General features: G+C 54.2%; 17 protein-coding genes. 9 read left to right on the top strand and 8 right to left on the bottom strand.

The window, feature by feature from the left end; translation table 11 throughout:
• Nucleotides 1-103: 103 nt before the first annotated feature.
• Complete coding sequence (locus tag LOC67_RS08595; RefSeq protein ID WP_230262180.1) at nucleotides 104-2686, bottom strand: CehA/McbA family metallohydrolase; 2583 nt, start codon at nucleotides 2684-2686, stop codon at nucleotides 104-106.
• Between the two features lie 223 nt (nucleotides 2687-2909).
• On the opposite strand from LOC67_RS08595, the gene LOC67_RS08590 reads away from it, so the two are divergent.
• The 7 genes from LOC67_RS08590 (at nucleotide 2910) to LOC67_RS08560 (ending at nucleotide 14515) form a co-directional block, all read left to right on the top strand.
• On the top strand, nucleotides 2910-3938 hold the full coding sequence (locus LOC67_RS08590; protein ID WP_230262179.1) for a zinc-dependent alcohol dehydrogenase family protein: 1029 nt from the start codon (nucleotides 2910-2912) through the stop codon (nucleotides 3936-3938).
• Nucleotides 3939-4079: 141 nt separating this feature from the next.
• Nucleotides 4080-7043: a DUF1553 domain-containing protein gene (locus LOC67_RS08585; protein ID WP_230262178.1), complete on the top strand. Its 2964-nt coding sequence runs from the start codon at nucleotides 4080-4082 to the stop codon at nucleotides 7041-7043.
• A gap of 63 nt (nucleotides 7044-7106) precedes the next feature.
• Nucleotides 7107-8528, top strand: coding sequence for a DUF1501 domain-containing protein (locus LOC67_RS08580; RefSeq protein WP_230262177.1), 1422 nt, complete (start codon nucleotides 7107-7109; stop codon nucleotides 8526-8528).
• A gap of 245 nt (nucleotides 8529-8773) precedes the next feature.
• Entirely contained in the window at nucleotides 8774-9217 is a 444-nt protein-coding gene (locus LOC67_RS08575) for a GntR family transcriptional regulator (protein ID WP_230262176.1), read from the top strand.
• 44 nt (nucleotides 9218-9261) lie between these two features.
• Nucleotides 9262-10173, top strand: a complete 912-nt coding sequence (locus LOC67_RS08570; RefSeq protein WP_230262617.1) for an ABC transporter ATP-binding protein — start codon at nucleotides 9262-9264, stop codon at nucleotides 10171-10173.
• A 469-nt stretch (nucleotides 10174-10642) separates the two neighbouring features.
• Nucleotides 10643-13120, top strand: coding sequence for a hypothetical protein (locus tag LOC67_RS08565; RefSeq protein WP_230262175.1), 2478 nt, complete (start codon nucleotides 10643-10645; stop codon nucleotides 13118-13120).
• Between the two features lie 3 nt (nucleotides 13121-13123).
• Nucleotides 13124-14515, top strand: coding sequence for a hypothetical protein (locus tag LOC67_RS08560; protein ID WP_230262174.1), 1392 nt, complete (start codon nucleotides 13124-13126; stop codon nucleotides 14513-14515).
• Nucleotides 14516-14585: 70 nt separating this feature from the next.
• Here the strand turns inward: LOC67_RS08560 and LOC67_RS08555 are convergent, their stop codons facing one another.
• Complete coding sequence (locus LOC67_RS08555) at nucleotides 14586-15401, bottom strand: hypothetical protein (protein WP_230262173.1); 816 nt, start codon at nucleotides 15399-15401, stop codon at nucleotides 14586-14588.
• 231 nt (nucleotides 15402-15632) lie between these two features.
• Here LOC67_RS08555 and LOC67_RS08550 point away from each other — a divergent pair, with 231 nt between their 5' ends.
• Entirely contained in the window at nucleotides 15633-16949 is a 1317-nt protein-coding gene (locus LOC67_RS08550; protein WP_230262172.1) for a prolipoprotein diacylglyceryl transferase, read from the top strand.
• A gap of 40 nt (nucleotides 16950-16989) precedes the next feature.
• Here LOC67_RS08550 and LOC67_RS08545 read toward each other — a convergent pair whose 3' ends face one another.
• The 3 genes from LOC67_RS08545 to LOC67_RS08535 all read right to left on the bottom strand — a co-directional run bounded on the left by LOC67_RS08545 (nucleotide 16990) and on the right by LOC67_RS08535 (nucleotide 20314).
• Nucleotides 16990-18741, bottom strand: a complete 1752-nt coding sequence (locus LOC67_RS08545) for an AAA family ATPase (protein ID WP_230262171.1) — start codon at nucleotides 18739-18741, stop codon at nucleotides 16990-16992.
• A gap of 293 nt (nucleotides 18742-19034) precedes the next feature.
• Nucleotides 19035-19682, bottom strand: coding sequence for an MOSC domain-containing protein (locus LOC67_RS08540; RefSeq protein ID WP_230262170.1), 648 nt, complete (start codon nucleotides 19680-19682; stop codon nucleotides 19035-19037).
• A gap of 152 nt (nucleotides 19683-19834) precedes the next feature.
• Nucleotides 19835-20314: a hypothetical protein gene (locus tag LOC67_RS08535; protein ID WP_230262169.1), complete on the bottom strand. Its 480-nt coding sequence runs from the start codon at nucleotides 20312-20314 to the stop codon at nucleotides 19835-19837.
• A 299-nt stretch (nucleotides 20315-20613) separates the two neighbouring features.
• Between LOC67_RS08535 and LOC67_RS08530 the strand changes: the two genes are divergently transcribed.
• The gene (locus LOC67_RS08530) at nucleotides 20614-21654 is read left to right on the top strand and encodes an NAD-dependent epimerase/dehydratase family protein (protein ID WP_230262168.1); all 1041 of its coding nucleotides are present in this window, start codon (nucleotides 20614-20616) and stop codon (nucleotides 21652-21654) included.
• Nucleotides 21655-21676: 22 nt separating this feature from the next.
• Here the strand turns inward: LOC67_RS08530 and LOC67_RS08525 are convergent, their stop codons facing one another.
• From LOC67_RS08525 to LOC67_RS08515, 3 genes are read right to left on the bottom strand one after another with little or no spacing between them, the layout of a single operon-like run.
• Nucleotides 21677-23923 carry a heavy metal translocating P-type ATPase gene (locus tag LOC67_RS08525; protein WP_230262167.1) on the bottom strand — a complete coding sequence of 749 codons (2247 nt, stop codon included), beginning with the start codon at nucleotides 23921-23923 and terminating at the stop codon, nucleotides 21677-21679.
• A complete protein-coding gene (ccoS, locus tag LOC67_RS08520; RefSeq protein WP_230262166.1) occupies nucleotides 23913-24098 on the bottom strand; it encodes a cbb3-type cytochrome oxidase assembly protein CcoS in 186 nt (61 codons plus the stop codon). Before ccoS ends, LOC67_RS08525 begins: the two co-directional genes overlap by 11 nt.
• Nucleotides 24095-26575: a heavy metal translocating P-type ATPase gene (locus LOC67_RS08515; protein ID WP_230262165.1), complete on the bottom strand. Its 2481-nt coding sequence runs from the start codon at nucleotides 26573-26575 to the stop codon at nucleotides 24095-24097. The genes ccoS and LOC67_RS08515 overlap by 4 nt, the downstream gene beginning before the upstream one ends.
• Between the last annotated feature and the right edge of the window lie 9 nt (nucleotides 26576-26584).

The raw sequence follows: 26584 nt of genomic DNA, 5'->3' as shown, positions 1-26584 counted from the left end.
GATGGGTACTGATTCATCAGGCACCCACAGTACCCGGCACACTCCGCCGTGCCGACGCGCGGTGCTCTCCGACATCACGGGGACCGTGATGGGGACTTTAGACCTAGTGATCGTGTGGATGTTCGTGATCGTGGTGATGGTGATCGACCGTTTTAGGTAGCGGCAATCCGAGTTCATCGTGATTGTGTTCGAACCCATGACCGTCGAGGTCAACGAAAATTGGGTTGCTGACCGCGATCGGAGCCCGTTTGCCATAGTTGGGGCCCATGACTTTTTCCATCGTCATGCCTTCACCGATTGTCGCGACGATGATGTGCGCATCGGAATCCAGTTCGACTTCAAATGACGAATCGAATTTCACGACCGAGTCGGCTTCTCCGAATTGGTCTGGATCAGCCTTTCGAGTTCGGTTGTGCTGCTCAGCGGCTCGCCCGTTGATAAACAACTGCACGCGATTGACATCCAACCAGTTGGGGCACTGCACGGTGACATGAACGTTGACTTTGCCGTCTTTCGCGATCAGGTCGTCGCCTGGGATTGCGAGCTTGTCGACCGATTTGCTGGACGCTTTGACGGTCATGTACGGGCCAGTGGACATGATGATGTGGCCCGCTTCGGCTTGGCGAACCATTTCATCGGTAGAAATTTTTGCCGGATCATCGGTGCTGGATGCAAACCAGTTGCGGCGCCATCCGCTGCCATGGTGGTTGTAGTGGGCGTCGGTATTGATGACACCAGGGATGCGATAGCCTTGGTTGATCAGCTGCATCCACTGAAACAGCGGGATGCGCATTTCGCGAACGTTGGGCGGTGAAAGCGCGACATCGTCGAAGATCGTTTGCAGCGGATGAACCTCGACAACATCGGTGAACTGCAGCATTTTGCGAAAGCCTGCATCCGGTTTGCCGTCGACGTCCAAGTCACCATAGATCTGATGAAGGTTGGGGTGATTCATTTGGATCACCTTGTCGGCGCCATTGTCCCACATGGCGATGCGTTCGATTTGAACTTCTGGGTTGACGTCAGCACGCGGGCCACCACCGTTTTGTGTGTGGGGGAACCGTTGCAAAGGAAACGTATTCTGGTGATTGACCGGTAGAGGCCGCCCGGTGACTTCCATGCCGCTGCAAGTGGCCATCGCCTCGACAATGCCCATCGCTTCGAGGTGTGGGACATAGGTGCTGATTCTTGCATGTTCGGTGCAAGGGGCGAATTCCAAGTTTTCACAAACCAGGTTTTCGACGCGGCCGAATTGGTCAGACGTGTTGTCGCCCGAAGGGCTGCTGTGGCTGTGAAGTTCGGTACTGACCCAGCCGGTGGTGTCGACCACGTGTGGCAGGTGGATGTCGAGTTGTTTTGTCGATCCGGCAACAACTTCGAACGTTCGAGATTCGCTGTTGAACTCTGGGCCATGGCTAAAGTGGACTTCGTATTGACCTGGGTCCAGTGCTACCAGCATCGTTCCGTGAACGGCGTAGACGCAGTTCTTGACAAAGGTGCGAGTGCTATCCGGTCCAAAGTTGGGATCTTTGCCGTCAACGGAATAGATCGTTGCTTTGGCGGGAATGGCATTGCCTTTTCCGTCGGTCGCGACAGCTGAAAAGCCGGTGAATTCGCTAAGTTTCAGTGACGTTGTCGACGCTTGGTCGTCTAAGGTGACCGTTTCAGTGGTCGACTTGTAGCCGCTCGCACTGGCTTCGATTTCGTACTGACCGGCAGGCAAGCGAAGCTTTGCAACACCGTGGTCATCGGTGAAAATCGTTTCAGGTTTTGTGTCTTCGTTGCCCTTTGCCGTGATCTTCAGTGTCGCGCGTTGAACAAACGCTTGGCCCTCTTTGACCGGTGCGTCCGAACCGATTTGGATCGTCCGCATCGGGGCACTGGCATTCTCTTTTTTGACGACCGTTTTTAGGTCGGTAATGCTGGTGGCGGGGTAAATTCGAACGCTCCAGCGAATCCCGTTTTCTAACGATTCGACTTGGGCACCGCTGAACCGCAGTTCCTTCATGCGGCGTTTCTTTTCATCCCATGTCGGTGCGCTGTCACCAGAGGTCGCTTGGAATCCGATTGTGGAGCGAAAGAATTCGTCTTTGCAAACCGCTAGGTTGTCTACGGTTTCCAGATCAAATGTTTGGTCGGCACGGACCATATCAAAGGCTTTGATGTCTTTGGCGCCATCACCGGTGATCGTCACCGTCGCGACCACGAAGGGCTGCCCTTCGCTCAGTTCGTACCGCACCGTCGCGGTGGTACCGTCTTCGGCGACCGACTTGGATGATTGGCAGCTCCAGAACACGGTGTCGCCATCTTTGCCAACATCAACCGTGCTGGGGTCAAAGAATTCGTATCGCAGGGCGGTCGGTGTGTAGGCGCTCAGTTGATCATTCGAAGCGTCGTTAACCGAAAGGTCTAGAATCGACGCGCCGATCGCACGGACGGTCAGGTTTGCATCTCGAGTGGCGATTGGGGCGGCAATCGTGAGCGACAAATGGTCGTTGCTCATCAAGTAATCGCCGTAAATCCAATCGACTTCTTTTCCGGCGATTTGAGGTTCGAACTCGGGATAGATCACCCGAACGTCAGCTGCATGAGCACTGGCGGCAGACAGGACCAGGCCGCAAACGCCTGGCAGGATCGAACGCCAGCGACGAAGCCACATCGAGTGAAACCGTTTCGTTTTGCGCATGTTGGGATGGGTAGGTTGTGCGTGGGAATGAGGCAGGCAGGAGCCTGTCATGATAACCCCTTCATGTGCTGGCGGTGCGAACTGCCACGGCGAGGGGGTTGGGTTGCGATACAATACAAGAGGCGCGACACGATACACGACTCACGCTTTTCTGAATCGATTCGATCGAAGGATGCGGAGTCGATTTGTCGTTTGTTAAAGCAATCTTCAAAATGGCGGTCGGATGAAGAGTTATCACATCACCGGTCCGGGTGGGCTGGCATCGTTAAAGCAGGTTGACATCGGAGAACCTGAACTGGGGCCGCTAGATGTCCTGGTCGAAATGAAATCCTGGTCGCTCAATTACCGCGACTTGGCGATGCCGTTTGGTGGCTACATCCGTAATGACAAGGTTAAGCGTGACCCACCGTTGATTCCGCTTTCCGACGGTGCCGGTGAAGTCATCGCGGTCGGCAAGTTGGTAACCCGTTTCAAAGTCGGTGACCATGTCGCGAGCCTATTCTTTCAGAAATGGCTGGACGGTGATTTGACCGATCCGCAAATCGGATCCGCACTTGGCGGGGCGGTTGATGGGGTCTTGTCCGAAAGGGTTGCCCTGCACGAAGACGGTTGGGTTTCGGTCCCGCAAGGTTATCTGTTTGAAGAGGCCACGACGTTGCCATGTGCGGCGCTAACGGCATGGCAAGCACTGACCCTCGCAACACCACAGCCAGGCCAAGTGGTGTTGATGCTCGGAACTGGTGGAGTTTCCATCTTCGCGCTGCAACTGGCTAAGATTTTTGGGATGCGCACCATTATCACATCCAGCAGCGATGAAAAGCTTGAACGGGCGAAAGGCTTAGGTGCCGATGTCACCATCAACTATAAGAAGTATCCGGATTGGGAGCGTTTGGTTCTCGATGAAACCGATGGCATCGGAGTCGATAATGTCATTGAAGTCGGCGGCGCGGGAACGTTTGAAAAGTCGTTGGCGTCGGCGAAGGTCAGTGGGCGGGTCAGTTTGATCGGCGTCTTGACTGGAAATCCAGAACAGAACCCTTCACCAATGATGACGTTATTCAAGCGATTGACGGTCCAAGGAATTTACGTGGGCAGCCGTCAGATGTTCGAAGCGATGAATCGCGCGATCGAAGTCAATTCACTGCGTCCGGTGATCGACAAGCGATTCGATTTTGACGATGTGCCTGCGGCCTACGAGCACCTGCAATCCGGTGCCCACTTCGGCAAAATCGTCATCACACGCGGCGAGTAGGCGTCTGGCAGATACGCTGCTCGATGATCGGCGGAAGCGATTCTTTGGCACCGCTTCCGTCGGGGCGGTATGATGGTAGCCCCGCCCGGCTCCATCCCTCCCGCCAAAAGCACCATGGCATTCGCCGTGGACTCGATCGCCATGACTGATCTATCGATTCGCCGCTTAGCAGATTCAACATTGCTTCGAAGCTTTGTAGTTGTTGTGCTGACGATCGGTTTTGCCGATCCAGCCCTTGCCGAAGATTCTGCTGTCGATTTTGCAAAGGACGTCGCACCGATCTTGCGTGAGCACTGCTTGCGTTGTCACCGGCCCGGCAATGCGAAAGGTGACTTGTCGATTGAGTCGGAAGTGCAGCTGATTGAATCGGACTTTGTCATCCCCAATGATTCTCAGTCAAGTTATCTGATCGAGCTGATCACTGCTGTCGACGGCGAGAAGCCTGCAATGCCAGCCGAAGGCGAACCACTTTCGGATCAGCAAGTGGGAACGATCCGTCGGTGGATCGACGAGGGAGCCAAATGGCCGGAAGGCTTTCGCTTGCGACACCAAGCCAAGGCGGATGCGAACTGGTGGGCATTTAAACCGCTGCAATGGAACGACGCTGACACCATTGATACTTTGATCGACGAGCAGCTCGCGAAGTCTGATTTGTCACAGAACCAGCCGGCATCTCGTCGCGTTCTTATTCGACGAGCGACCTATGATCTGATCGGCTTGCCACCGACACCAGCTGAAATCGACGCGTTTGTGAATGATGAATCGCCCGATGCGTATGAGAAATTGATCGATCGCCTTTTGCAATCGCATCACTACGGCGAACGCTGGGGCAGACATTGGCTGGATGTGGTGCGTTTCGGTGAAAGCAATGGATTTGAACGGAACGTCATCATCAATGATCTTTGGCCTTTTCGTGATTACGTCATCGCAAGCTTGAATGAAGATAAGCCTTTCGACCAATTGATTCGCGAGCACATCGCTGGTGATGTCATTGCCCCTAACGATCCTCGTGTTGTCATCGGAAGTGCTTTTCTGGTCGCCGGTCCCTATGACGATGTGGGCAACCAGGATCCTGTTCAAGCGGCGCAGATCCGGGCGAATACCATTGACGAAATGATTCGTTCAAGCAGCGAAGCGTTTATGGGACTGACGATGGGCTGTGCGCGTTGCCACGATCATAAATTCGATCCCATCACTCAGGAAGATTACTACTCGCTGTACAGCACGTTTGCGGGCACCGTTCATGGCAGCGAAGTTTGGGCGAGCAGCGAGCAACGCAAGGAGCGGCATGATCAGGTTCAGCCACTCAACGAACAAAAGGCTGCACTCGAAAGGCAGCTTCGTGAGCTTAGCGAATCCGTCTTGAAACGAGGGAACGACAATCTATCGGACTATGCCAAAACTTGGGTTCGCCCGCCTGTTGATCGGACCGGCACGGAGGAGCGATTTGATCCGATTGTTGCAAAGTTTGTTCGCTTGGTTTGTGTTTCGCAGGATACTCGGCCCGAAATCTCGACCGGGTTCAACATCGACGAGTTCGAAATCTGGTCAGATGAGCCGAACGCTCAGAACGTGGCTCTTGCTTCGGCAGGCGGAAAAGCATTTGGCAACGCGCGTCGTATCGAAGACTTTCCTGATGCATATGGGCCGCAGCTGGCAATCGATGGTCAAACCGGAGCCCGCTTTATCGCTACAAGTAATGACTTGACGATCGAGTTAGCGGAACCGACGACGATCAACCGGGTTGTTTTTTCGAGTGCGAAGGGTGAAAGTCAGCCGGATCAGCGAAAGTTTGCCTTTGTCGCGGACTACCGAGTCGAGGTTTCTTCAGACCGCGAACACTGGACGGTTGTTGCCAGCGGGGACGATCGGAAAGTAACGCCGCATGATGGCGAGGGCGGCGCAAAGCATCGCAATCATCGCCTCTCGATCGCTGCAATTACTGATGCCGAGATTCAGCAGCGCAAGGATTGGCAATCTCAACTGCATGCGGTTAATCGGCAGCTTGCCGCGATTCCTCCGCTGCCGCGTGCTTGGCTGGGCCGTCATGATGCACAGAAGGCGAAGGGCCCGTTTCATGTGTTCTTGGGCGGCAGTCCGCAAAAACATGGCGACGTTGTGACCACGTCCAGTTTGGCAGTGATGTCGAACGGACCGAGTGACAGTTCCGTTGAGCAGGCTTCGTTCGGTTATTCACTCGAAAGCGATTCCAGTGAGTCGGATCGGCGTTTGGCTTTCGCAAACTGGGTCACAAATTCTGAGAACGCACTGACGTTACGAGTGTTGGCGAACCGTTTATGGCACTATCACTTCGGCACTGGGATCGTCGCCACGCCAAGTGATTTTGGCTATATGGGTCAGCGACCGAGTCATCCGAAGCTGTTGGACTTTCTGGCGGCAAAGCTTCGTGAAAACCATTGGCAAATCAAGCCGATGCACAAGTTGATCATGATGAGCCCAGCGTATCGGCAGTCTTCGAGTTTCAATCCGGAGGCCGCTTCGGTCGATTCCGATGATCGGCTGCTTTGGCGGTTCCCGCCGCGACGTCTTTCGGCCGAAGCGATTCGCGACACGATGTTGCAAATCAGTGGCGTTTGGCAGCGTGGATCGATATTGCAAGCCGATGCCGCTGCGGACGATTCGCAGTCGGCTGTGCCTGCGGGTGGCCCCGGGTTCCGGCTGTATCACTTCATGCAGGATAATGTGTGCACCTACGTTCCGCTTGATAAGCACGGTCCAGAAACCTATCGAAGGGCCGTCTACCATCAGAATGCGAGGGCATCGGTGATCGATTTGATGACCGAATTTGATCAACCTGATTGTGCTTTCGGGACTCCACGTAGGGCTGTCACGACGACACCGCTGCAAGCGTTGACGATGCTGAATCATCAGTTCACGTTGGACATGAGTGTCGCGATGGCCAAGCGATTGGAATCCGAATCGGATCAGATCGATAAACAAGTCGACTCGGCCTATCAAATCGCGTTCAATCGACTACCTGAAGGCGAAGAAAAAGACGACTGCGTTGACTTCGTCAAACGAAACGGGCTATCGGCGTTCTGCCGCGCGATGCTCAACGCAAGTGAATTGATCTACATCAAGTAACCCTGCTGTGATGCAGCAAATACGATCTCGAAACCTAATCTCTTTTCTTTGATCGAGCCAACTATGGATTTGCAATCGAAAGCGAGACGTCAGTTTCTGGGGAACGTGGTAAGCGGACTCGCAGGAGTCGGGCTAGTCGATCTGCTCGGTAGGACTGCGTCGGCGGCTTCACCAGCAGGCCAGGTGGCTCCACACCATTCGGCCAAAGCCAAGCGAGTCTTGCAGATCTTTTGTCCTGGGGCAGCGTCTCACATGGATTTGTGGGAACACAAGCCCATGCTGGAAAAGATGAATGGGCAACCGATGCCGGGCGAAGAGAACTTCGTTTCCTTCCAAGGCAAGAACGGGAACTTGATGCAAAGCCCTTGGCCGTTCAAGCCCAGTGGACAGTCGGGTAAAGCGATCAGTTCGATGCTCCCACACATGGCTGCCCATGTTGATGACATCGCTTTCATTCATTCGCTGCACAGCAAGACGAATACCCATGGTCCTGGCTGTGTGTTCATGAATACCGGTCATGATACAGAGGGATTCCCCGGCGCCGGTTCTTGGGTCAGCTATGCACTCGGAAGCGAAAACGAGAACTTGCCTGCCTACGTTGCCATTCCCGATATCCGTGGTGAGCCGCCAAACGGCAAGGCGAATTGGTCCAACGGATTCTTGCCGGCCAAGTATCAAGCGATCACGTTAAGCGACCAATTGCCGATTCGAAATCTAACGCGACCCGATTCGATCGCTGCCGAAGTTGACGCCGACACACGGCGGTTGCTTGGCCGAATGAATCAGCGTTTCGCCGCAGCCAATCCTGCCGAAAGTGAGCTGCAGGCCCGGGTGGAAGCTTATGCCTTGGCCGCGAGGATGCAGCTGTCAGCACCGGAAGTGTCTGACTTGCAAGATGAGTCCAGCGAAACCCATCGACTGTATGGGACAGACGACCCGAATCAATTGAAGTCCGCCTACGCCCGCAACTGTTTGCTCGCTAGGCGATTGCTCGAGCGTGGTGTTCGCTATGTCAATCTGTACTGTGCATCGCGAGCGAGTGGTGTTGATGGGTTGCTGAACTGGGACGCTCACAAAACCTTAAAGGCCGACTACGAGCGGCATTGTCCGATCTTTGATCAGCCGACAGCGGCGCTGCTGAGCGATTTGAAACGCACCGGTTTGCTTGAAGACACATTGGTGTTGTGGACAACCGAATTCGGTCGGATGCCAACTCACCAGCAAGGCACTGTCGGACGCGATCACAATCCAGATGGATTTACATGCTGGATGATGGGCGCCGGCGTCAAAGGCGGCGTCAGTTATGGTGCGACGGACGATTTCGGTCGTCGCGCCGAAGTGAACCCGACAACGGTATGGGACTTTTACGCGACCGTGATGCACTTGCTTGGCTATGACCACGAAAAGTTGACTTGGTATCACAACGGACTGAACCGTCGTTTAACCGACGTTCACGGATATGTGATCGACGACGTGTTGGCATAGTCAGCTTGCAGCTTTTTATGTTTTGCGATCCTCTTCGGTCGCACGCATCGTGATGCGGATCTTCCTGCGCAGATGCCAGCTGGCGTTGTTCAGCGTCATGCTCAGCGTTGTGGCGAATCCAGGTGCGTTGCTGCGCCGATTTCGCTTCTTAGAAAATCTGTCTAAATTTTGTTGACCGAACTACCGAACCACTGTACTATCTAAATATCACACTGGTTCGCTGATCTCAATACTCAGGTCCGGTCATGTTTTTTTCGATCGATGTCCAAAGCGACGTCGCGATTTACTTGCAGCTTGTGCGGCAGGTGAAGTTCGCGATCGCAGCTGGCACGCTTCGCCCCGGGCAGCTTTTGCCCAGTGTTCGCGTGCTCAGTAATCAAGTCGCACTCAATCCCAATACTGTCGCACGCGCTTTCAACCAGCTTCAAGCTGATGGCGTGATCGAATCGCTTCGTGGTCGAGGCATGATCGTACGCGACGACGCAGTCGAATCTTGTCGCCAAGAACGCGAGTCGGTCTTGGATGAACGGATCGGCGCGGTGCTATCGGAAGCCTGGAATGCCGGGTTAACCAAGAAGCAGATCAAGATGTTTGTTGACGCCCACTTGCGTGAGATATGCGAGACGGAGCCGTCCGTATTAACGACGGCATCCGAAGCGGGCGACAATGGTCATTCTGAAGACGCATAGTGGAGTCAACTGATATGAGTACCTCTTCTGAAAATGGCGATTCAATGCAACCGGTGATTTCGACACGGGCATTGACGATGCACTTCCGTCGTTGCGAAGCGCTGACCGATGTCGATTTGCAAATTAGGCCCGGAACGGTCTTCGCCTTGCTCGGTGAAAACGGAGCCGGCAAGACAACGATGATTCGGATCTTGACCGGGTTTCAACGCCCGACTCGCGGGTCTTGCACTGTCTGTGGGATCGATCCACAAAGCAATCCTCAGGCGGTGCGAAAGCAGATCGGCTACGTCTCTGATGCCCCGGCACTGTACGACTGGATGACCGTCGCACAGATCGGTGGATTCACGGCATCGTTTTACGACAACAGTTTTCTACCAACGTATCAGTCAATGATCCGCCGGTACGAGATTCAGCCCGAGCAAAAGATTCGTCACCTATCGAAAGGTCAGCGTGCCAAAGTCGCCTTGTCGCTCGCGCTTGCCCATGATCCTTCGCTGTTGATTATGGACGAACCGACGAGCGGACTAGACCCCAAGGTTCGACGCAACTTTCTTGAATCGATGATCGATCGGGCCGCGACCGGTAGAACCGTATTTTTGTCGAGTCACCAAATTAGTGAAGTGGAGCGGGTTGCCGATACGATCGCGATTTTGCATCACGGACGGATTCGAATCATGGGTGACTTGAACGAGATTCGTGAGTCGATCCATCAAGTCATCATCGACACCGACGATCCGCTACGAGCGATTTCGAAACTAAACGAACCGGCCGAAATCTTGATGGAAGAAACGCAAGGCAGGTCACGGCAAATGTTCGTTCGGAATTTGGAAAATGAGATGGTGGACGCGTTGAAATCAACGCCGGGGGTGACCGACGTTCGCTGCCGACTGGCAACATTGGAAGAGATTTTCGTCGCCTGCACGTCCACAAGCCCGTCACTAGAACAAGTCGCCTAACCAGCCACAAAAATCAACCGAAAGAATCAGCCGCAGAGCGTTAGCTCGCGGTTACCAAACAGAACTGATCCATGGTTACGCAGATAACCGCACGCTGGCGCGTAGCGGCTGATGTGTTGCCCCGACTCCTACATCCATCAGCCGCAGAGCGCCAGCTCGCGGTTCCCACGCAGAACTGATTCATGGTCACACAGATAACCGCACGCTAGCGCGTAGCGGCTGATGTGCTGGTCCGACTCCTACATCCATCAGCCGCAGAGCGCCAGCTCGCGGTTCCCACGCAGAACTAAATCATGGTCACACAACTAACCGTACGCTAACCCGTAGCGGCTGATGTGTTGCCCAGTTCCCACTTCCCCACACCCGCAGCACTAGCTCGCGGTTCCCGACGATCAACAAAACGACCAACGTCGCTTCATCCAAACGAACGACGTTGTTGAACTTATCAACGCACCGATTGAGAATCGAAATGGCCACTCAAGTGACGACCGCCGAGACGACGATTCGTACCAATCACGAACCCTCTTCGACGGCTTGGTTTTGGTGGAAGGAATCACGACAGCTGGCACCCTTGCTGGTAATGCTCGTCGCGGTTGCCTTGCTGATGCTGTTCTTTGACTTCGTAGGCGATTCGCTACTGAATATCAAAATCCCGAAGGATGCGATGTTGCTGGCGATCCCCGGGCTGTTCGCCACGGGTGCGGGGCCTCTGCTAGTTGGGCAGGAACGGGCTCAGCGTACGATCGAGTGGCTAACACTGTTGCCAATTTCACCGCTCCGAATGGCGGTGACAAAGTTCTTGGTGTCGCTTGCCGGCCTGGCCATCATGTGGGCTTTCTTTTTTCTAATGAAGGCGATTTTGCATGGGACTTCGCCATGGAATTTGGGATTTCCGCAAGGCCAGCATCAAGGTGGCGGTTCCGGCCCGGTTTGGCTCATCCATTCGCTTTTTGTGCTACTGGTCGGTTTCTATGTTTCCTGGCGTCTGGAGAATCAGTTCTACGCGTTGCTTCTGCTGATCGTGATCGCATTCAGTCCGTTTATTTCGGTAGCGTTGACCAGCGAATTGATTGGCCGACCGTTCTTGGCACGAGAATCGGATTGGTGGTCATTTTTGTTTACGAGCGCAGGCGTTTGTGTGATGCTTCCTCTGTCGCTGCGTGCGGCGTCGAGGACTTTGGGGGCGAAACCGGCACCCAAGATCAAAAGTTTGGAACTGGGCCGATCCTCGGCGACCGCTGCGAGTGTTCCACGGTTTGAAACCCAGGTTGCTCCCATCATTTGGCAAAGCCTGCATTCCGCTCGCGGAACTTGGTTGGTCATCGCCGCGATGTTTGTGCTCGGTGGTTTTGCGATGGTCGAAATCTCCGACGGCTCACCCAGGGGCACCGCCACTGCGGTTGTTCCATTTTTGATTTTGATTGCTGCCGTTGCGGTTTCTTGGCTGGGCGTCTGTGTCTTTAAGCACGATGGGTCATCAGAGCGTTTGCGTTTTCTGGCCGACCGCGGCGTTTCCTGGCAGCGAGCTTATATCGCGCTACACGGAATCCCCATCGCGATTCTGTCGACGGTGTTGCTGATCTATGCGTTCTGGAACATGAAGGTGCAGCATTGGGGATGGGACGGTGCCAATGGATCACCCTCGTTGGTAACGATGTTGTTCTTTACCGCGATGGCGTATTCCGTCTCGCAGTGGATCAGTCAAATTTTCCGGACCTTGATCCTGTCCGTCATCATCGCTCCCATTTTGGCTTGGGCTGCGGTGGGGTGGGTCTGTTCGATGTTTGTCAGCGGAGGTTTTCCGGTTTGGGGGATGCTGGTGTGTCTCGTTGCACCGATGGTCGCAAGCTTTGGGATGATGAATCGATACATGGACGGCCGCGATCGACCGTGGACATTCCTTGTTGGGGCCGGTGTGATCGCAACCATAATCGGCCTGCCAGTCTTCACTGCCTATAGCTATGTCATGTCGATTCCGGCCATGACGGCGCAGCAACATCGCGATCTGCTTAGCGAAGCCCGTTTAGTGGAGATGAGCGAAGCGCCAGAGGTTTACCTGGATATTGATTTCAACCGTGATTACTTGGAACAGCATCTGATGGTTAGCGCCGAGAGTTTGATCAAGCAAGCCGAATCATTCGAGTATCGCCCTGAAAAGATTGTCGAGCCATTGAATGTCCAGCCCGGTGAGCAGATGCGGGCAGGGTTCACCAATGGAAATTTCGAAAGGTGGTACGGTCTATTCACTCTAAGCCGTCAAACTTGGGAAGCTGATCCCAGCACTTGGTCGGAGTTTGCAGTTTGGTTGGAATCTTCGGCGAAGCTACTGAAGTCAATGCGAGCTAGCAGTTTCATGACTAGCCAAGAATGGGCGGATCGGTTGGAAGTCATGCTGTTGGATGTCTTGGCTTCCGAAGCGATTCGTGAACAACAAAACGCGGATGCTGTGCAAGCGGTTGTCGCGTCAATCGGCACACCGGAGAGCCGAGCGGAGGCCCGCCGACGATCTGTTTTGCTCGCTTGGGGAAGATCAGTCTGGGATCCGGATAACTATCAGCAACCCTTCAGGACTGGCTTCTACGAAGAAAAGTATGCGGCTTTGGTCAACTGGAGTCAGCCTCGACGAGAGCAAGCAGTTGTCTTGACGCTACTGGACGGTATCGAAGCTTCTAAGCGACGCAGCAATGACATTCAGTGGCTTCGAAAACTTCACCAACTTGTCGATTCAACGATTGCTTTCGAGGCGAGCAACTACAGCCCCTCGGTTCGGTCCACTCCTGCGATTCGCCTGCTAGACCTCAACAGCTATGGGAATTTTGCACCCTCGCGTCTATGGGGACTGGATTGGGAATACCAAGACCCACGGGCGCTTTTAACCGGTGATGTCGTGTCGACAAAATTGAATGCAGATTCGCCAGCGAAACCAAATACAAACGGACAGGAGTAAGCCATGAATACAATGCTTTTGACGAATGACCGAGACCGGACGTATTTGGCTATTGTGATCACACCCGTGATTTTATTGGTGGCCTTTGTCGCGACAGCGGCGTTCAAGTGGTCACGAAACGATGCCGCGATCGATGCAAAGCTTGCGAACCTATTTCCTGCCGAAGTTTTGGAAGACCCACTTGGGGAAACCGCGAAACGCAAGCTGCTGGCAACTTATCCGCAAACAAAACAAGCGGAGTTCAAGGAACCGTCGATTGATCGGCATCAGACCGAAATCGCGTTGAGAACGCTTAGCTACGAACTCGAATACATCGACTCACTCGTGAAAGATGCTACGACAGCGGGCGTTGAGTTTGAAATGGACAGCTACTACGAAGAAATCTTCCAGCGTGCCGAGCCGCTACTGGAACGTTTGGATTTTCCGAATCACCCCGAGAATATCTTTTCGACTGGTGCGTTCTTCAACTCAAAGTTCAATTATGAACTTGAACACAAGCAGTATGACCAGGCGATCAAGACGCTTGGGTATGCTCTGCGAGAGCACGTGGGTGGTCGTACGCACGCCCTGAAGCAGAGGCTTATCTACGCGATATCGGGTAGCGATTGGAGTCTTGAACAGATTGAGTCCATCGAAGATTCATTCAACGGAGTGCTTCGGGAAAATGTCACTCAAGCTGGCTTGGTGCCGCCAAAACACTTCGAGTTGTACGATCACATTCTTTGGTATCAAGGCAAATCGAATTCGTACTATGTGGGGCGATATCCGGATTCTCCGTTTCCAATCGCCGCATCGGTTCGGCTGGCAACACTTGACTATGAACTGGCTGTGATGGACTCGCCTAACCAGGCGACGATCAGCGGGATTAAAAGCCGGATCGAGCTTAACGACCGGTACCTTCGTCGGCTCAACGAAGGGTTGGACACTTCGCTTCAAATACCGTTCTATCGATCCAATTCACGAATCGCGAACCGCAGCGTGTCGACTTGGGTCGCGATGGATGCGAATCTGAATCGATTCTTGAAAACCGCAATCGGCATCCGGAAATTTGAATTGAATCAGGGCCGGTTCCCCAAGACGCTTGATGAGTTGTCGAAGATCGGCTTTAACCCGAACGATTCGATGGATGTCACCAATCAGCCATTCAACTATCACGAATACAGTGATGATGAGACGGGAACCAGCAAGCCAGTTAGCAGTGATCCCGTTAGCAGTGATGCCGATTCTGTTATCTTGGGAAACGCGGCAGAGCCATTTGTTAAAAGTGTCACCAATGTGATCGACAATCGCCTTGCCGTGACACGTGATGATTGGCGAGGCCAAATCATCGCAGAATACCAGGAAGTTTGGTTCGCTCGATCCGAGAAAGCAGTCCCAGGGGAAGCTGGTCAATAAGGGTCGCCAACGCTGTCATTCGTACAATGACTGCAGCCCTACATCGGTTGATGCGATTCGTCGATCGATGCTAAGGCATGTCGGCCATCGGCACGTCGCGATACAGAGTCATCATCTCGGTGACTTTACGGACGCGGTCTTCGGCTTCAGGGCTTAGCTTTTCTTTGACGGTGTAGTGCGATACCAAAGTTCGCGTCTTGCCGTCGGATTCAATTTGCAGTTGGACGGTTTGGGGCAGTTCGCCTTTAGCCGCCAGTTCTTTCGCCAATGACATTCGTGCAAATGGCGGTGCGCCGCGATGGCGGGCCAAGTTCAAGCGAGCGGTTGCGAGGGTGAACTGGGCGAACCGTGCTGCCAGCGATGGCGACTGGACGGTATTGCCTGTCGCCGCATAGTGGTAATCATCAAATGACAATTCGATGGTTCCGTCAGCGGAGCGTTTGGCAACCGCATCGATTCCCAAGTGTGACTCCAGGTCGTTCTTTTTAGCGTAGACACGCACTTGTGCGGCGGATTGCTGAACGTTTGCGATCGGAAGCGAGCTTTGCAAACTTTTCTGGCGTGATAGGACCACCATCTGTTCGGCTTTCCAATCGATGACGGTGACGTCCATCGGTTGAACAAGTGAAAAGTCGTAGGCTTGATCGTTCTTGAAAATGATCAGGTGGCGATCGATCGGATAAGATTTTCCATCAACCAGTTCGACGATTTCGACTGTGACCTGGAATTCTGGAGAACCTGCAAGGTCGGCTGCGGCGTCCGATTCAAGCTTCGCTTCAACAGCCTCGACCGTTCGCGAAGCTTGTGCGCCCATGATCAATGCAAGGAACTGGGCGATGTAGAGGGCGATCCAACGAACTTTCGGCGGGGCGGGTTTGCGATCCATGCTTTCCGACTTCGCGGGTGGGGACGACAACTAGACCTAGACGTATCGATAGGCTCCAGCGTAGAAAAGGAGACCATTGGCGGTCCAGATCAATCACGTTCGGGGGGCAAAACGCGTTGGTTTTGGCACAGAAATCCCGTCGATTGGCAAAATTGTGATTGTGCTGATGCCCTGCCATTAGACTTGATTGACGCCCGCCAGCAGAATTCCTCCTTTATTCCGAATGCATCCATGCAACGCACGCTATTTCTGATTCCTCACGAATTGGGACCGTTGCCAGTATTTGGTCTGGGATGGGCACTGATCATCGTCTTGATTGCATTCGCCGCTCGCTTGGCATGGTCGGGATATCAGTTGTCCGTCTTCCGAAAGTCAAACGCCTCGGAAAAGCGGCAGCCACCAGCCTCACCTATCGAGGTGCTGCTGGGTGAAGGCCTCTTTTGGGGCATCGTCGCTGGCATTGCTGTCGGTTTGTTGCCAACGATTGAGATCCGAAACACGGTCGGCGAACCCGTCGGTTTGCCGATACGCGGTTATGGATTTTTCCTGGTGATCGCATTGATTGCCGCGATTTCTTTGGCCGCGGTGCGCGTTCGACGGGCTGGCCTGAATCCGGACTTGGTGTATTCGCTCGCGCCGTGGGTATTCATTGGTGGGATCGCAGGTGCTCGGCTGTTCTTCGTGATTCAATACCGCGATAGCTTTATTGGTGACTCAATTGGCGAAACGATTCGCAATGTGATTGCCTTTACCGAAGGCGGCCTCGTCGTTTACGGATCGTTCATCGGTGGTTTCCTGGCTTTCTTGGCATTCAATATCCGTCATCGTTTGCCCTTGTTGCGATTCGGAGACGCCATCATCCCATGCTTGTTCATCGGACTGTTCTTTGGGCGGATGGGCTGTCTGATGAATGGCTGTTGCTATGGCGGACGCTGTGAGCCTGATTGGGCATCGATCCGTTTTCCTCCGCTCAATAAGGTCTATCAAGAACAGCTTCGTAGCGGCGAATTGCTGGGGATGCAGATCGATCCACAGACAGGTCGCATTGGTGAAGTTGTGACCGGAGGGATCGCCGACGATTTGGGAATCGAAAGCGGTCAGAAATTTGAATATGGTCAGTTCGATTATCCCGCCAAAGAAGATGCGGACCTAACCATCCCTGAAGAGGAAGTCGTGCCTGGTTGGGTGATGGTTATCGATGGGAAAACCTATGAACTGCCGCCCGATCAATTGCCAACGCGATCATTGCCCGTACGGGCCGCTCAGCTGATCAGTAGCGCCACCGGGTTAACGCTTTGTATCCTGTTGTGCATCCTGTCACGATTCATCAGCAAACCTGGTGTCCTGATGCTGGTTGGGTTTGCTTCGTATGCGATCGTTCGATTTATCTTGGAAATCGTTCGAACCGATGAACTGGGCCAATTCGACACAACGCTCACGATATCGCAGTGGGTCAGCGTTTGTGTCTTTGTACTTTCGATCGGTGGGCTGGTCTATCTATTTCGACAACCGGCGACGCCTGGTGCAATGTCCGCTGCAGGCGAATAGTCGGCTGCTTAACGCGGCTGCTTTTTGATGAATCATTGTCTTATGAATTACTGCCGGTTTCCGTTTCCAATTCGATGACCGGTTCACCCCAGTCGGCCAAGAAAGTTTCACCACATTCCTGGCAGTTGACTTCGGTTCCAAGTAGTGCGTCATCGATGACTTGTGCGACGCCTTTGCATTCGACACGAATTTTACCCGGCTTGTCTGCCATCGCTTTCAGGTGAGCTTGTTCGACACCGGCGACTTCGATGTCTTCGGCTTGCAACGTCGTAAGCAGTTCTCGCGTGACTTCTTGAAGCGGTGCGAGGCGATTGGCAAGTCTTCGAACGCTGCGTTCGAAACTGTTGCGAGCGGTTCGCCCGTTTCCAAAGTGACGGTCGCGTTTGGCAAACAGGTATGTGAATCCGCGAAGCAGTCTGCGCCGCGATTGGGTTGGCAGTTCGTATTTGGCTTTACCGGCAAGCAATTCGAAAATCCTGCACAGAGCTTCCGGTGCGTAGTCGGCAAAGTGCATCGTCGTTCCGACGCGGCTACTTAAACCAGGGTTGCTACGAATCATCGCGTTCATTTCGTTGGGGTAGCCAGCGAGGATGACAACCAAACGATCGCGTTGGTCTTCCATTCGCTTGAGCAACGTTTGAACGGCTTCGCGTCCGTATTGGTCTTGGCCGCTGTCATCGATCAAGGTGTACGCTTCGTCGATAAAGAGAACTCCGTCGAGCGCTTCATCGATTTTCGTATTGGTCTTCGGTCCCGTTTGGCCTGCGAATTCGGCGACCAAACCGCTTCGGTCGGTTTCGACGAGATGTCCTTTTTCAAGGATGCCAAGTGCACCATAGATTTCGGCAATGATTCGAGCGACGGTGGTTTTGCCGGTACCCGGATTGCCGACAAAGGCCATATGTAGGCTGGGACGTGATGTCGGCAAGTCAAGCTCGCGACGCTTGCGTTCCATGGCCAGAAAGTTGGTCAGCGTTTCGATCTGGTCTTTAATGTTTTCAAGCCCGATTAGTCGATCGAGTTTCTCCCTGGCTTCGGCCAGTCGTTCTTCCGGTGTTCGATCGTCTGTCGTTGCTTCGGGTGTGCTGGCAACACGCGTCTTTCCCGCTGGTTCACTTTTAGGCGGGCTTGCCATCGGGGTTGGTTTTTCGCCGGCGGTTGGGCCGACTTCACCACGCAGGCGTTTGGCTTCGTCACGCAACCAGTGAATCGCTTCGCGTGCGTTATCGGTATCACGCTGCGCTGTTAGCTTTTCAGGGGCTCGGCCACGGGCTTCATCGAACTGGCGTTTCATCTCTTCGATGTTCGCGTTGTCGGCCACACAGACATTTCCGTCGACACTGGTCAGCAGATTGGCCATCCGCATCGCCAGTGTTTCGAGTTCACCCCAATGATCACGAAGGTCAGGTAGTTCCGCAAACGGACGCACAAGCTCGGCCCATTGAAAGTCGTTGGCGGCATTGATCAACCAGTCGACCGCTTCGTGCAATTGGCTACCCAAGACGGATTTGCCCCACAAATGTTCGAGCAGGACTCGGCCCATCTGCCGCTGTTCGATGTTCTTCGCATCGGCAACTGGAACGACCGCGGCAAACACTTTCATCAAGAAGCCTTGGTGAAGGTCATCCATCTGGTCCGCAAAGGAATTCGCTTCGTCTTGGTTTTCGCCAAGCCAAGCATAGGAGCCACGAACTAAGTCTGCGGATTCGAGATAGAACCGTTTCGTTTCATCAAGAACTTCGCGATAAAGGCGAAGAGCATTGATAATTTGGTCGTCCGATAGTCGTGGCATCAATTTGTTTCCGAATGGCGAATCGAGAGTGCAGTGATTCTACGAAAACAAAGTTGCCGACGCGAATGGGGAGCAACCTGTTGACTTTCTATTATCGCTTTTCGCTCCGTGAAGGCAGCGCTCATTCACGCTGGTTTTGCGAAGTCGACTTGATGAGTGATCGAACCTGAAAACCAAGCAGGTTGATATAGCGGACCCATTGCAGTGACGTTCAGAGCTTATGGATCAGAGCTGATGGATCAGAGCTGATGGATCAGGGCTTATGGATCAGGGCTTATGAAACAGCTCAGTCACTAGGCGAGTGAATCCTTCCATTCCGATGAGAGCTCTTGCAGATTCATCAGTGCGATGACGGCTAGGCGGTCGACTTCGCGTCCGAACAAAACATCATTGGCTCGGGCGATACTCCAAGAGGGGTTGGGGCGGTGGATGACTTCGATTTCGTCTCCGATGTTCAGCTCCCCTTCGGCCAGCACACGCAGGTACCAGCCGGTGCGTCCTGACTGAGCGACGGCTTTGGTCATGGTTTTGTCTTGAAAGCGACGCGAGATTTTCCAGCAAGGTTGTCGAGGTTGGCTGATTTGAAATTCGCAGTTGCCGACTTTCCAATGGTCGCCGATACAGGCATCGGATTCACTGATGCCTGCGAGTGTTAGGTTTTCGCCAAAGCCGCCGCCACCGAATTGTAGGTGTGGATACTCGGCTTGCCACGCTTGGTAGTGTTGTCCGGCATAGCACAGGATCGATTTGTCGATCCCGCCATGGTGTTTGTGATCGGCAACATGGTCGCCATCGATGCCAAGTTGTCCAACAGCAACGGGGCCGTCGATCGATCGTTTTCGAAATGCGCTGGTCCAAAAACGGGTGGTAACGTCCTTCGCTTCAGGGTCACCTTCGGAAACGACCGATCCGATTTGGATCGACTCAATTGCGGGCATCATTTTGCTATACATCACAGGTGACCTCAGGCGATCCGATACGTGGGCAGATTGGCACGGAGTCCCGAGGTAGAACTAAACCGATTGCGATCAGTCCTGACATGCAGTGTCTGTCAAAGGCTGATTGCCGAAGGGATCAGTTTATCACCTGGGCGTTAGCGAGGCCGGATCAATTGGTCCAAATAGTCGTCGGCTTCTTTATTCGTCCATGCTTCCGCATCAAGCTGGTCGTTGGCTTCATCGACAGGCCGTTCGGGGAACAGCCGCAGTCCACTCGTTTGCCAGGCCAAAGCCCAACGACCGAGCATCGCGATGGTGGCCGGAACTGCCGATGCGGTCAGTCCTAGCAGAACGGTCATCAGATTGGTCGCCAACAAGAAGACGAAATAGGCCGAGTCACGCACCTGATCGGTCTGTCCGATCATGCGGTCGATCGAAGAGAGCAAGTCGATCAGACAGACGGAAATCGTTGCCAACACGGGTAGGAAACATAGCGGCAGAAAAGCGGCAAGCAGTGTTTCCTGCTTCGCTTTGAAAAACAACAGGATCGCCGCAATGGACAATCCAAACGATAAAACCGCCAACAACAGAATTAGTGGAAGCCCACAAACTTGAATCAGCAGACTAGCGTTCATTTTGTTCTACGATTGAAAGGATCATCGACCGAGCCCCTAGAACAAGTATGGGGCTGTTGCATCAAAAGCGGACGATCAGAAGGTTTGTCGATTTCGCTGTCTAGGCTCTCAATCGGCATAAACCCCTATCGTCGCACAATCTTCATAAACGGATAGCGGACGAGGCTCCTCAATCATCAACGTCGGTGTCAGGGAGACGTTCTGAATGTCCTTTGACGATGGTCTCCGGTTGGTTGGGACCTCACGTTGATGACACAACGTCATCGGTTCGAAAGTGAAAGCGAAGCATCAATGAAAAAATGACGAAACCGACTGACATGAGCGAGACGGGAGAGATACATCGCGTTCTGGTTGCGGGGGCATCCGGATTCATTGGGCAAAGATTAGTCGAACATCTTGCCAACATGGGTTGTGACGTCGCATGCTTGGTCCGTGAGTCTTCGGATCAGACAACGCTCAAAAAACTGAATGTAAAAATCGTTGTCGGCGACTTGTCTGAACCGACCAGTATCCTTGCTGGGATGGACCGGATTGACACTGTTTTCAATCTCGCCGGGACGACCAAGGCACTTCACCGGTCCCAGTTTGATGAGGTGAACGTTCACGGTGCTCGAAACATTGCACTGGCATGTTCTAAGCAAGACGAGCCGCCGGTTCTCGTTCATGTTTCTTCGCTTGCCGCAGCCGGTGCCAGTGAAGACCTGTATGTACGAAAGGAAGCTGACCCCTTGCATCCGGTTTCCGACTATGGAAAAAGCAAGCTGGCTGGCGAAGAGGCTGTCCGATCGTTAGCCAATCAGCTGCCCCTATCGATTGTGCGTCCACCCATCGTCCTCGGTCCCGGTGACCGAGATGGCTTTGAAATGTTTCGCGGAATTCAACGTTGGGGTGTGCATTTGGTTCCGGGATTTCAACCGGACCGGTATTCGGTCATTCATGTCGATGATCTGTGCGAAAGTTTGATCGCGGTGGCAAGAGCTGGCCAGCGTGCGACCCAACAGGATCTCGATTCGGGAGTCTACTTTGCGACTTTGTCGGAATTGCCGACCTACGCCGAATTGGGGCACATGATCGCTCGGTCGCTTGGAAAAGAGCAAGCAAAAATCATTCAGATACCGCTTAGAACGTTGCGAATTGTGGCGGGTGCCAACCAGCTGATTTCCAAACTGCGTGGCCGCCCACACATCTTGAACCTTGATAAGGCACGCGAAGCAGCGGCAGGCAGTTGGGTTTGCAGTAGTCAGAAGCTAATTCGCGATACCGGAATTCAGTTCAACATCGGATTGCAGCAAAGACTTGACCAAACGAGTCAGTGGTACCGCGACAACGGTTGGTTTTAAGCGGTACCGGCAAGCATCTCGGTTAGAGCTTTATACGCTTCAGCCGTAACGCGTTTGTCACGATCACAAAGTCCGATCCGACCATCGCGAGCGCCGCTGTAATCGGATGTAGCTCTCTTAGCCACAGCGGTACCGATTCAAATCCAGCGAGGATTCCTGCTGCAATCGGAATGAGTGCGACGTTGTATGCGAAAGCCCAGAAAAGGTTTTGCTTGATGTTTCGCATCGTGGCTTTGGACAGCTTGATCGATCGCGACACACCATGAAGATCACCGCCTAGAAGTGTCACGTCGGCCGCTTCGATCGCGACGTCTGTTCCGGTACCGATAGCGATCCCGATGTCTGCCTTTGCAAGCGCCGGAGCGTCGTTGATCCCATCACCAACCATTGCAACGCGATGTCCGTCGCTTTGCAGCTTCGCGATGCGATTTGTTTTGTCTTCGGGCATCACTTCGGCAATCACATCACTGATGCCGACTTTTGATGCAACCGCTGATGCCGTTTCATGGTTGTCACCGGTCAGCATTGATACCGCGACACCTTGATTGACCAGTTCCGAGATCGCGGCTTTTGCTTCCGGTTTGATTTTGTCGGCAACTGCAATCAATCCGATCGGTTTTCCAGCAACGGAAACTCCCAGTACCGTTTTCGCTTGGGCGCGAATCGCTGCGGCTTGCTGTTCGATCGTTTCGTTGACACTATCGAATGCGTAGGCAAGTCTTCCGACGCGAACGGTTTGATTTTCTAATCGAGCTTCGATCCCGCGACCGGCAACGGTTTGCACATCGTCAGGCATCGGGAATTCGAGCCCGGCATCGCTACAGTGTTTCACGATGGCCTTGGCGATTGGGTGTCCGCTGCCGTGTTCTGCGCCGGCCGCGTATCGCAACAAGGTTTCGCGATTGCCGTCGCCAAGTTCGACGACATCGGTGACAACCTGCTGACCGAGGGTCACGGTCCCTGTCTTGTCGAGCACAACATGGTTGATTTGACCGACCTGCTGGACAGCACCACTGGATTTGAACAACACACCTAGCTTGGCACCGCGGCCCATGCCAACGGTGACTGCAAGCGGCGTCGCCAGTCCCATCGCGCAAGGACAAGAGATGATCAGTACGGCGATCATTCGTAGGATTGCCGCAACGGCATCACCCACGATGAAGAACCAGATCCCGAAGGCGAGCAACGAAACGGCGACAACGATTGGAACGAAGACGGCGGAGATCTGATCGGCCAAATGCTGAATCGGTGCTTTGGTCGCCTGAGCTTGGTTGACTTGGCGAACAATTTTTGCCAGCGCCGAATCCTGGCCGACCGCGGTCGCACGAACCGTCAGCATGCCGTCGCAATTCATCGTCGCACCGATCACACCACTGCCGGGATGTTTGGCGACGGGAATGCTTTCACCGGTCAGCATGCTTTCGTCGACATCCGATTGGCCGGAAATGACCGTTCCGTCAACAGGGATTTTCTCGCCAGCGCGAACGATCACTTGATCGCCATTGACCACTTGATCGATCGGGATTTCAACCTCTTGCAAGTTGCGAAGCACACGTGCGGACTTGGATTGCAAGTTCAGCAGCGCACCGATGGCGTCGCCAGTTTTGGAACGCGCACGGCTCTCGATCCAATGACCCAAGATGACCAGCGTGATGATCGTTGCCGACGTTTCAAAGTAAACGTGATGTCCGAGCTGGTGGTTCCCCATCGCTAAGGCAATCATCACGACCACGCTATAAGCAAAGGCGACTGTGGTGCTCATCGCAACGAGCACGTCCATGTCTGCGACGGCGTTGCGAAGGCTACGGTACGCACCGGAGTAAAACTTTGCACCGACGACAAATTGCACCGGCAGCGCCATGGCAAACATTAGGTAGTTCACCCAGGTTGCTGAGGCCCACGACCCCCACAATCCGAAGTCACGCCCCATGCTAAGGATGAACAGGGGAAGCGTCAGCGCCACGCCCAACCACATTAATACATGCGCACGCCGTTCGACATGATGCGAGTCGGTCTCGATTGACGATTCATCTTCTTGAACCGAGAAGCCCGTTTGACGAATCGTCTCGGCAAGCGTGTGACGATCCGCTTCGGTCGGATCATAATCGACGACCACCCGTCCACCGGCAACATTGACGACGGCCGAGCGAACGGCGCCGTTGCGGGAGAGAGACTTTTCGATGGATCTGGCGCAGTTGGCGCATGTGATCCCACCGACGGAAAACTCCGCCCTCTCGCTTTCGTTAACCGCTGTGGGATTAGTCTGCATGAGATTGCTCGAACATTCGCTTTGAATCATCGACGCGTCGCTCGTCTACGAGGATCCGCACCGAAGGTGTCTCGAGGTCATCGTATTGACCGTCGCGAATGCAGTATAAGCACGCAGCCAGCCCTGCCCCGCCGAGCATTAAAGCGATTGGTAATGCAATAAACAGGACACTCATGATTCAACCGCTCGAAAGGTTGGCCATGCCAAAGTGATCGACAGGACCGAGATTGAACTGATCGGCATCAAGATCGCGGCGATCAGCGGGCTGATGTAACCGAAAGTTGCCAACAAGACAGCAAACACATTGTAGGAGAGCGAAACCGCAAACGCCGTTCCAATCAGCTTGGTGCATGATCGTGAAGCGTCCAACAGTTCCGCAATGCTACGTAATGTGCCACTCGCGATAAAAACGCAGGCGGCTTGTAGGCTAACCTCCGCACCACCACGGACGGCAATTCCGACGTCCGCGGCAGCTAACGAAGCCGCATCATTAGCGCCATCGCCGACCATGAGAACCGGGTGCTGCTTTTTGTCGCTGACCACCGCCAGTTTGTCTTCAGGTGACAGGTCACCCCTCGCACGGTCTGTGGCGATGCCAAGTTGTCGCGCAACGTTTTGGACCACGTCACAATGATCTCCCGACAGAATGCCCACCTGCCAGCCGCGAGACTTAAGCGTCTTGACGGTCGAAACCGCGTCGGGCTTTAACCGGTCCGCGACACCGATCACTGCCAAAGCTTGTGACCCGACCGCGATGATGATCGGTGAGGTGCCTTCGGAGCGACATCGTTCGATCGCACTAACGATATCCGCACCAAAAGAAATCTCACGGCGTTGCATCAGTGTTTGGTTGCCGATCGTGATCGATCGTCCTTCGACCTGTCCGGTCACGCCACCGGTCAGGACTTCGACATCGCTTGCGGTTCCATTTGGGCTTTGGCTATGGATATCGGCTTCACGAAGGATGGCGTCTGCGACCGGGTGGCGGCATTCTCGTTCGATCGCTGCGGCATCGGAAAGGATACTTGCCGGGCCGAAGACCAATTCGGCTCTCGGCCTGCCTTCGGTCAGTGTTCCGGTCTTGTCAAACCAAGCGATCCCAGGGCGAGCCAGTTTGGCAAACACATCACCATCGCGAATCAGGATCTTTCGTTTGGCGGCCCTTCCGAGCGTCACGGCAACGGCCAGCGGAGTCGCCAAGGCGAGCGCGCAAGGGCAAGCGACGATCAGTAGCGATGTGGCATTGGCAGTTGCCACATTCAAGCCATGTGGAATCCATATCGCAAACGCGACGAATGCCAATATGGTGACAACGACGACAAACAGCCCGCCGATTCGGTCGGCCAGCTGGACGATCGGCGTGCGACGCTGCATCGCCGATTCGACGGACTGCATCACTTGCCCGATTCGGCTTTCCTTGCCGATCGCGGTGACTTCGATATCGATCGGCCGTGATAAGTTGACCGTTCCGGCGGTGACCTCCTCGCCTGCCTCTGCCGACACGGGCACGCTTTCACCGGTTAACAACGATCGATCAATACTCGATTGCCCTCGTGTGATGATCCCATCAACTGGAATGCTTTCACCGCCGGCCACACGAATCGTTTGCCCAGGCTTCAGTGCAGAGGTCAGAACTAAACGTCCTTCGTCTTGATCTTCGTTGATCAACCGCGCGTGTTGAGGCGTGATGCGAAGCAAAAGGTCGACCGCACTGGCGGCGTGATGTTGGCGACGGAATTGAATCCAGCGACCGATCAACAATAAGAACACAAGCATCGCCAGCGAATCGAAATAGATTTCGCCACGATCCGTGATCGCGTGATACAGCCCCACGGTCGAACCGACTGCCAAGCCCAACGCAACCGGCAAGTCCATGTGAGGAGTCCGCGTGCGAAGCGAAGCGATCGCGCTGACAAAAAATGTTCGTCCTGGGATCAATACGGACGCCAAGCCAAGCACTGTGCCTGCGATCCGCAAAAAGATTCGGTGCTCCGGTTCGACCCCATAAGCGTCACCGGCATAGAGCGCCACGGCGATCCACATCGCGTTGGCCGCACAGAAGCCGGCGATCGCGATTTGCATCAACATCGATCGATTCTCGGCGCGGAATCGGTCCAAAGGCTCCGACGTGAGCGGGGCTAAACCATAGCCGAGTTTGGCAGTAAGCCTGGCGATCTGACTGAGTCTGACGCGATTGGGATCAAAGACCACACGAACGGTATGGTGGTTCAGTTTGACACGTGCGAGCAGCCAGCCATCGGTCCTGGCGGCAACGTTTTCGATCAGCCAAGCACAGGCGGCACAGTGCAAACCGGTCACCGACAACTCGGTCGACATGGTTCCATCTTCGTTTGCTTTTGGTGTCGAACACCCTAGGTAGAGTTCATCGTCAAACGATTCCCAACCGGCCGCGGAGATGTCTTGGACCGATCCGGCAACCGTGTTTTGGTCGCGAATGGCATAGTAATCGTCCAGGCCCCAGCCATGGATCAATTCATAAGCCTGGCGGCATCCGTTGCAACAGAAAACTTTCGCCGGGTCGGTGTCGGCATGGCAAGGCGTGGGCAAGCCGCAGTGCACGCAAGGCAATTCGCTTCGATCGAGTGAACCGGTCGATCGGTACGCGGAATCGGAATTGGTTTGCGGCGCCACGGAGATAGT

The organism is Stieleria sp. JC731 (assembly GCF_020966635.1).
Lineage (GTDB): Bacteria > Planctomycetota > Planctomycetia > Pirellulales > Pirellulaceae > Stieleria.
Note: the sequence above shows the minus strand (reverse complement) of the source record. Positions and strands in the feature narration are given on the sequence as shown.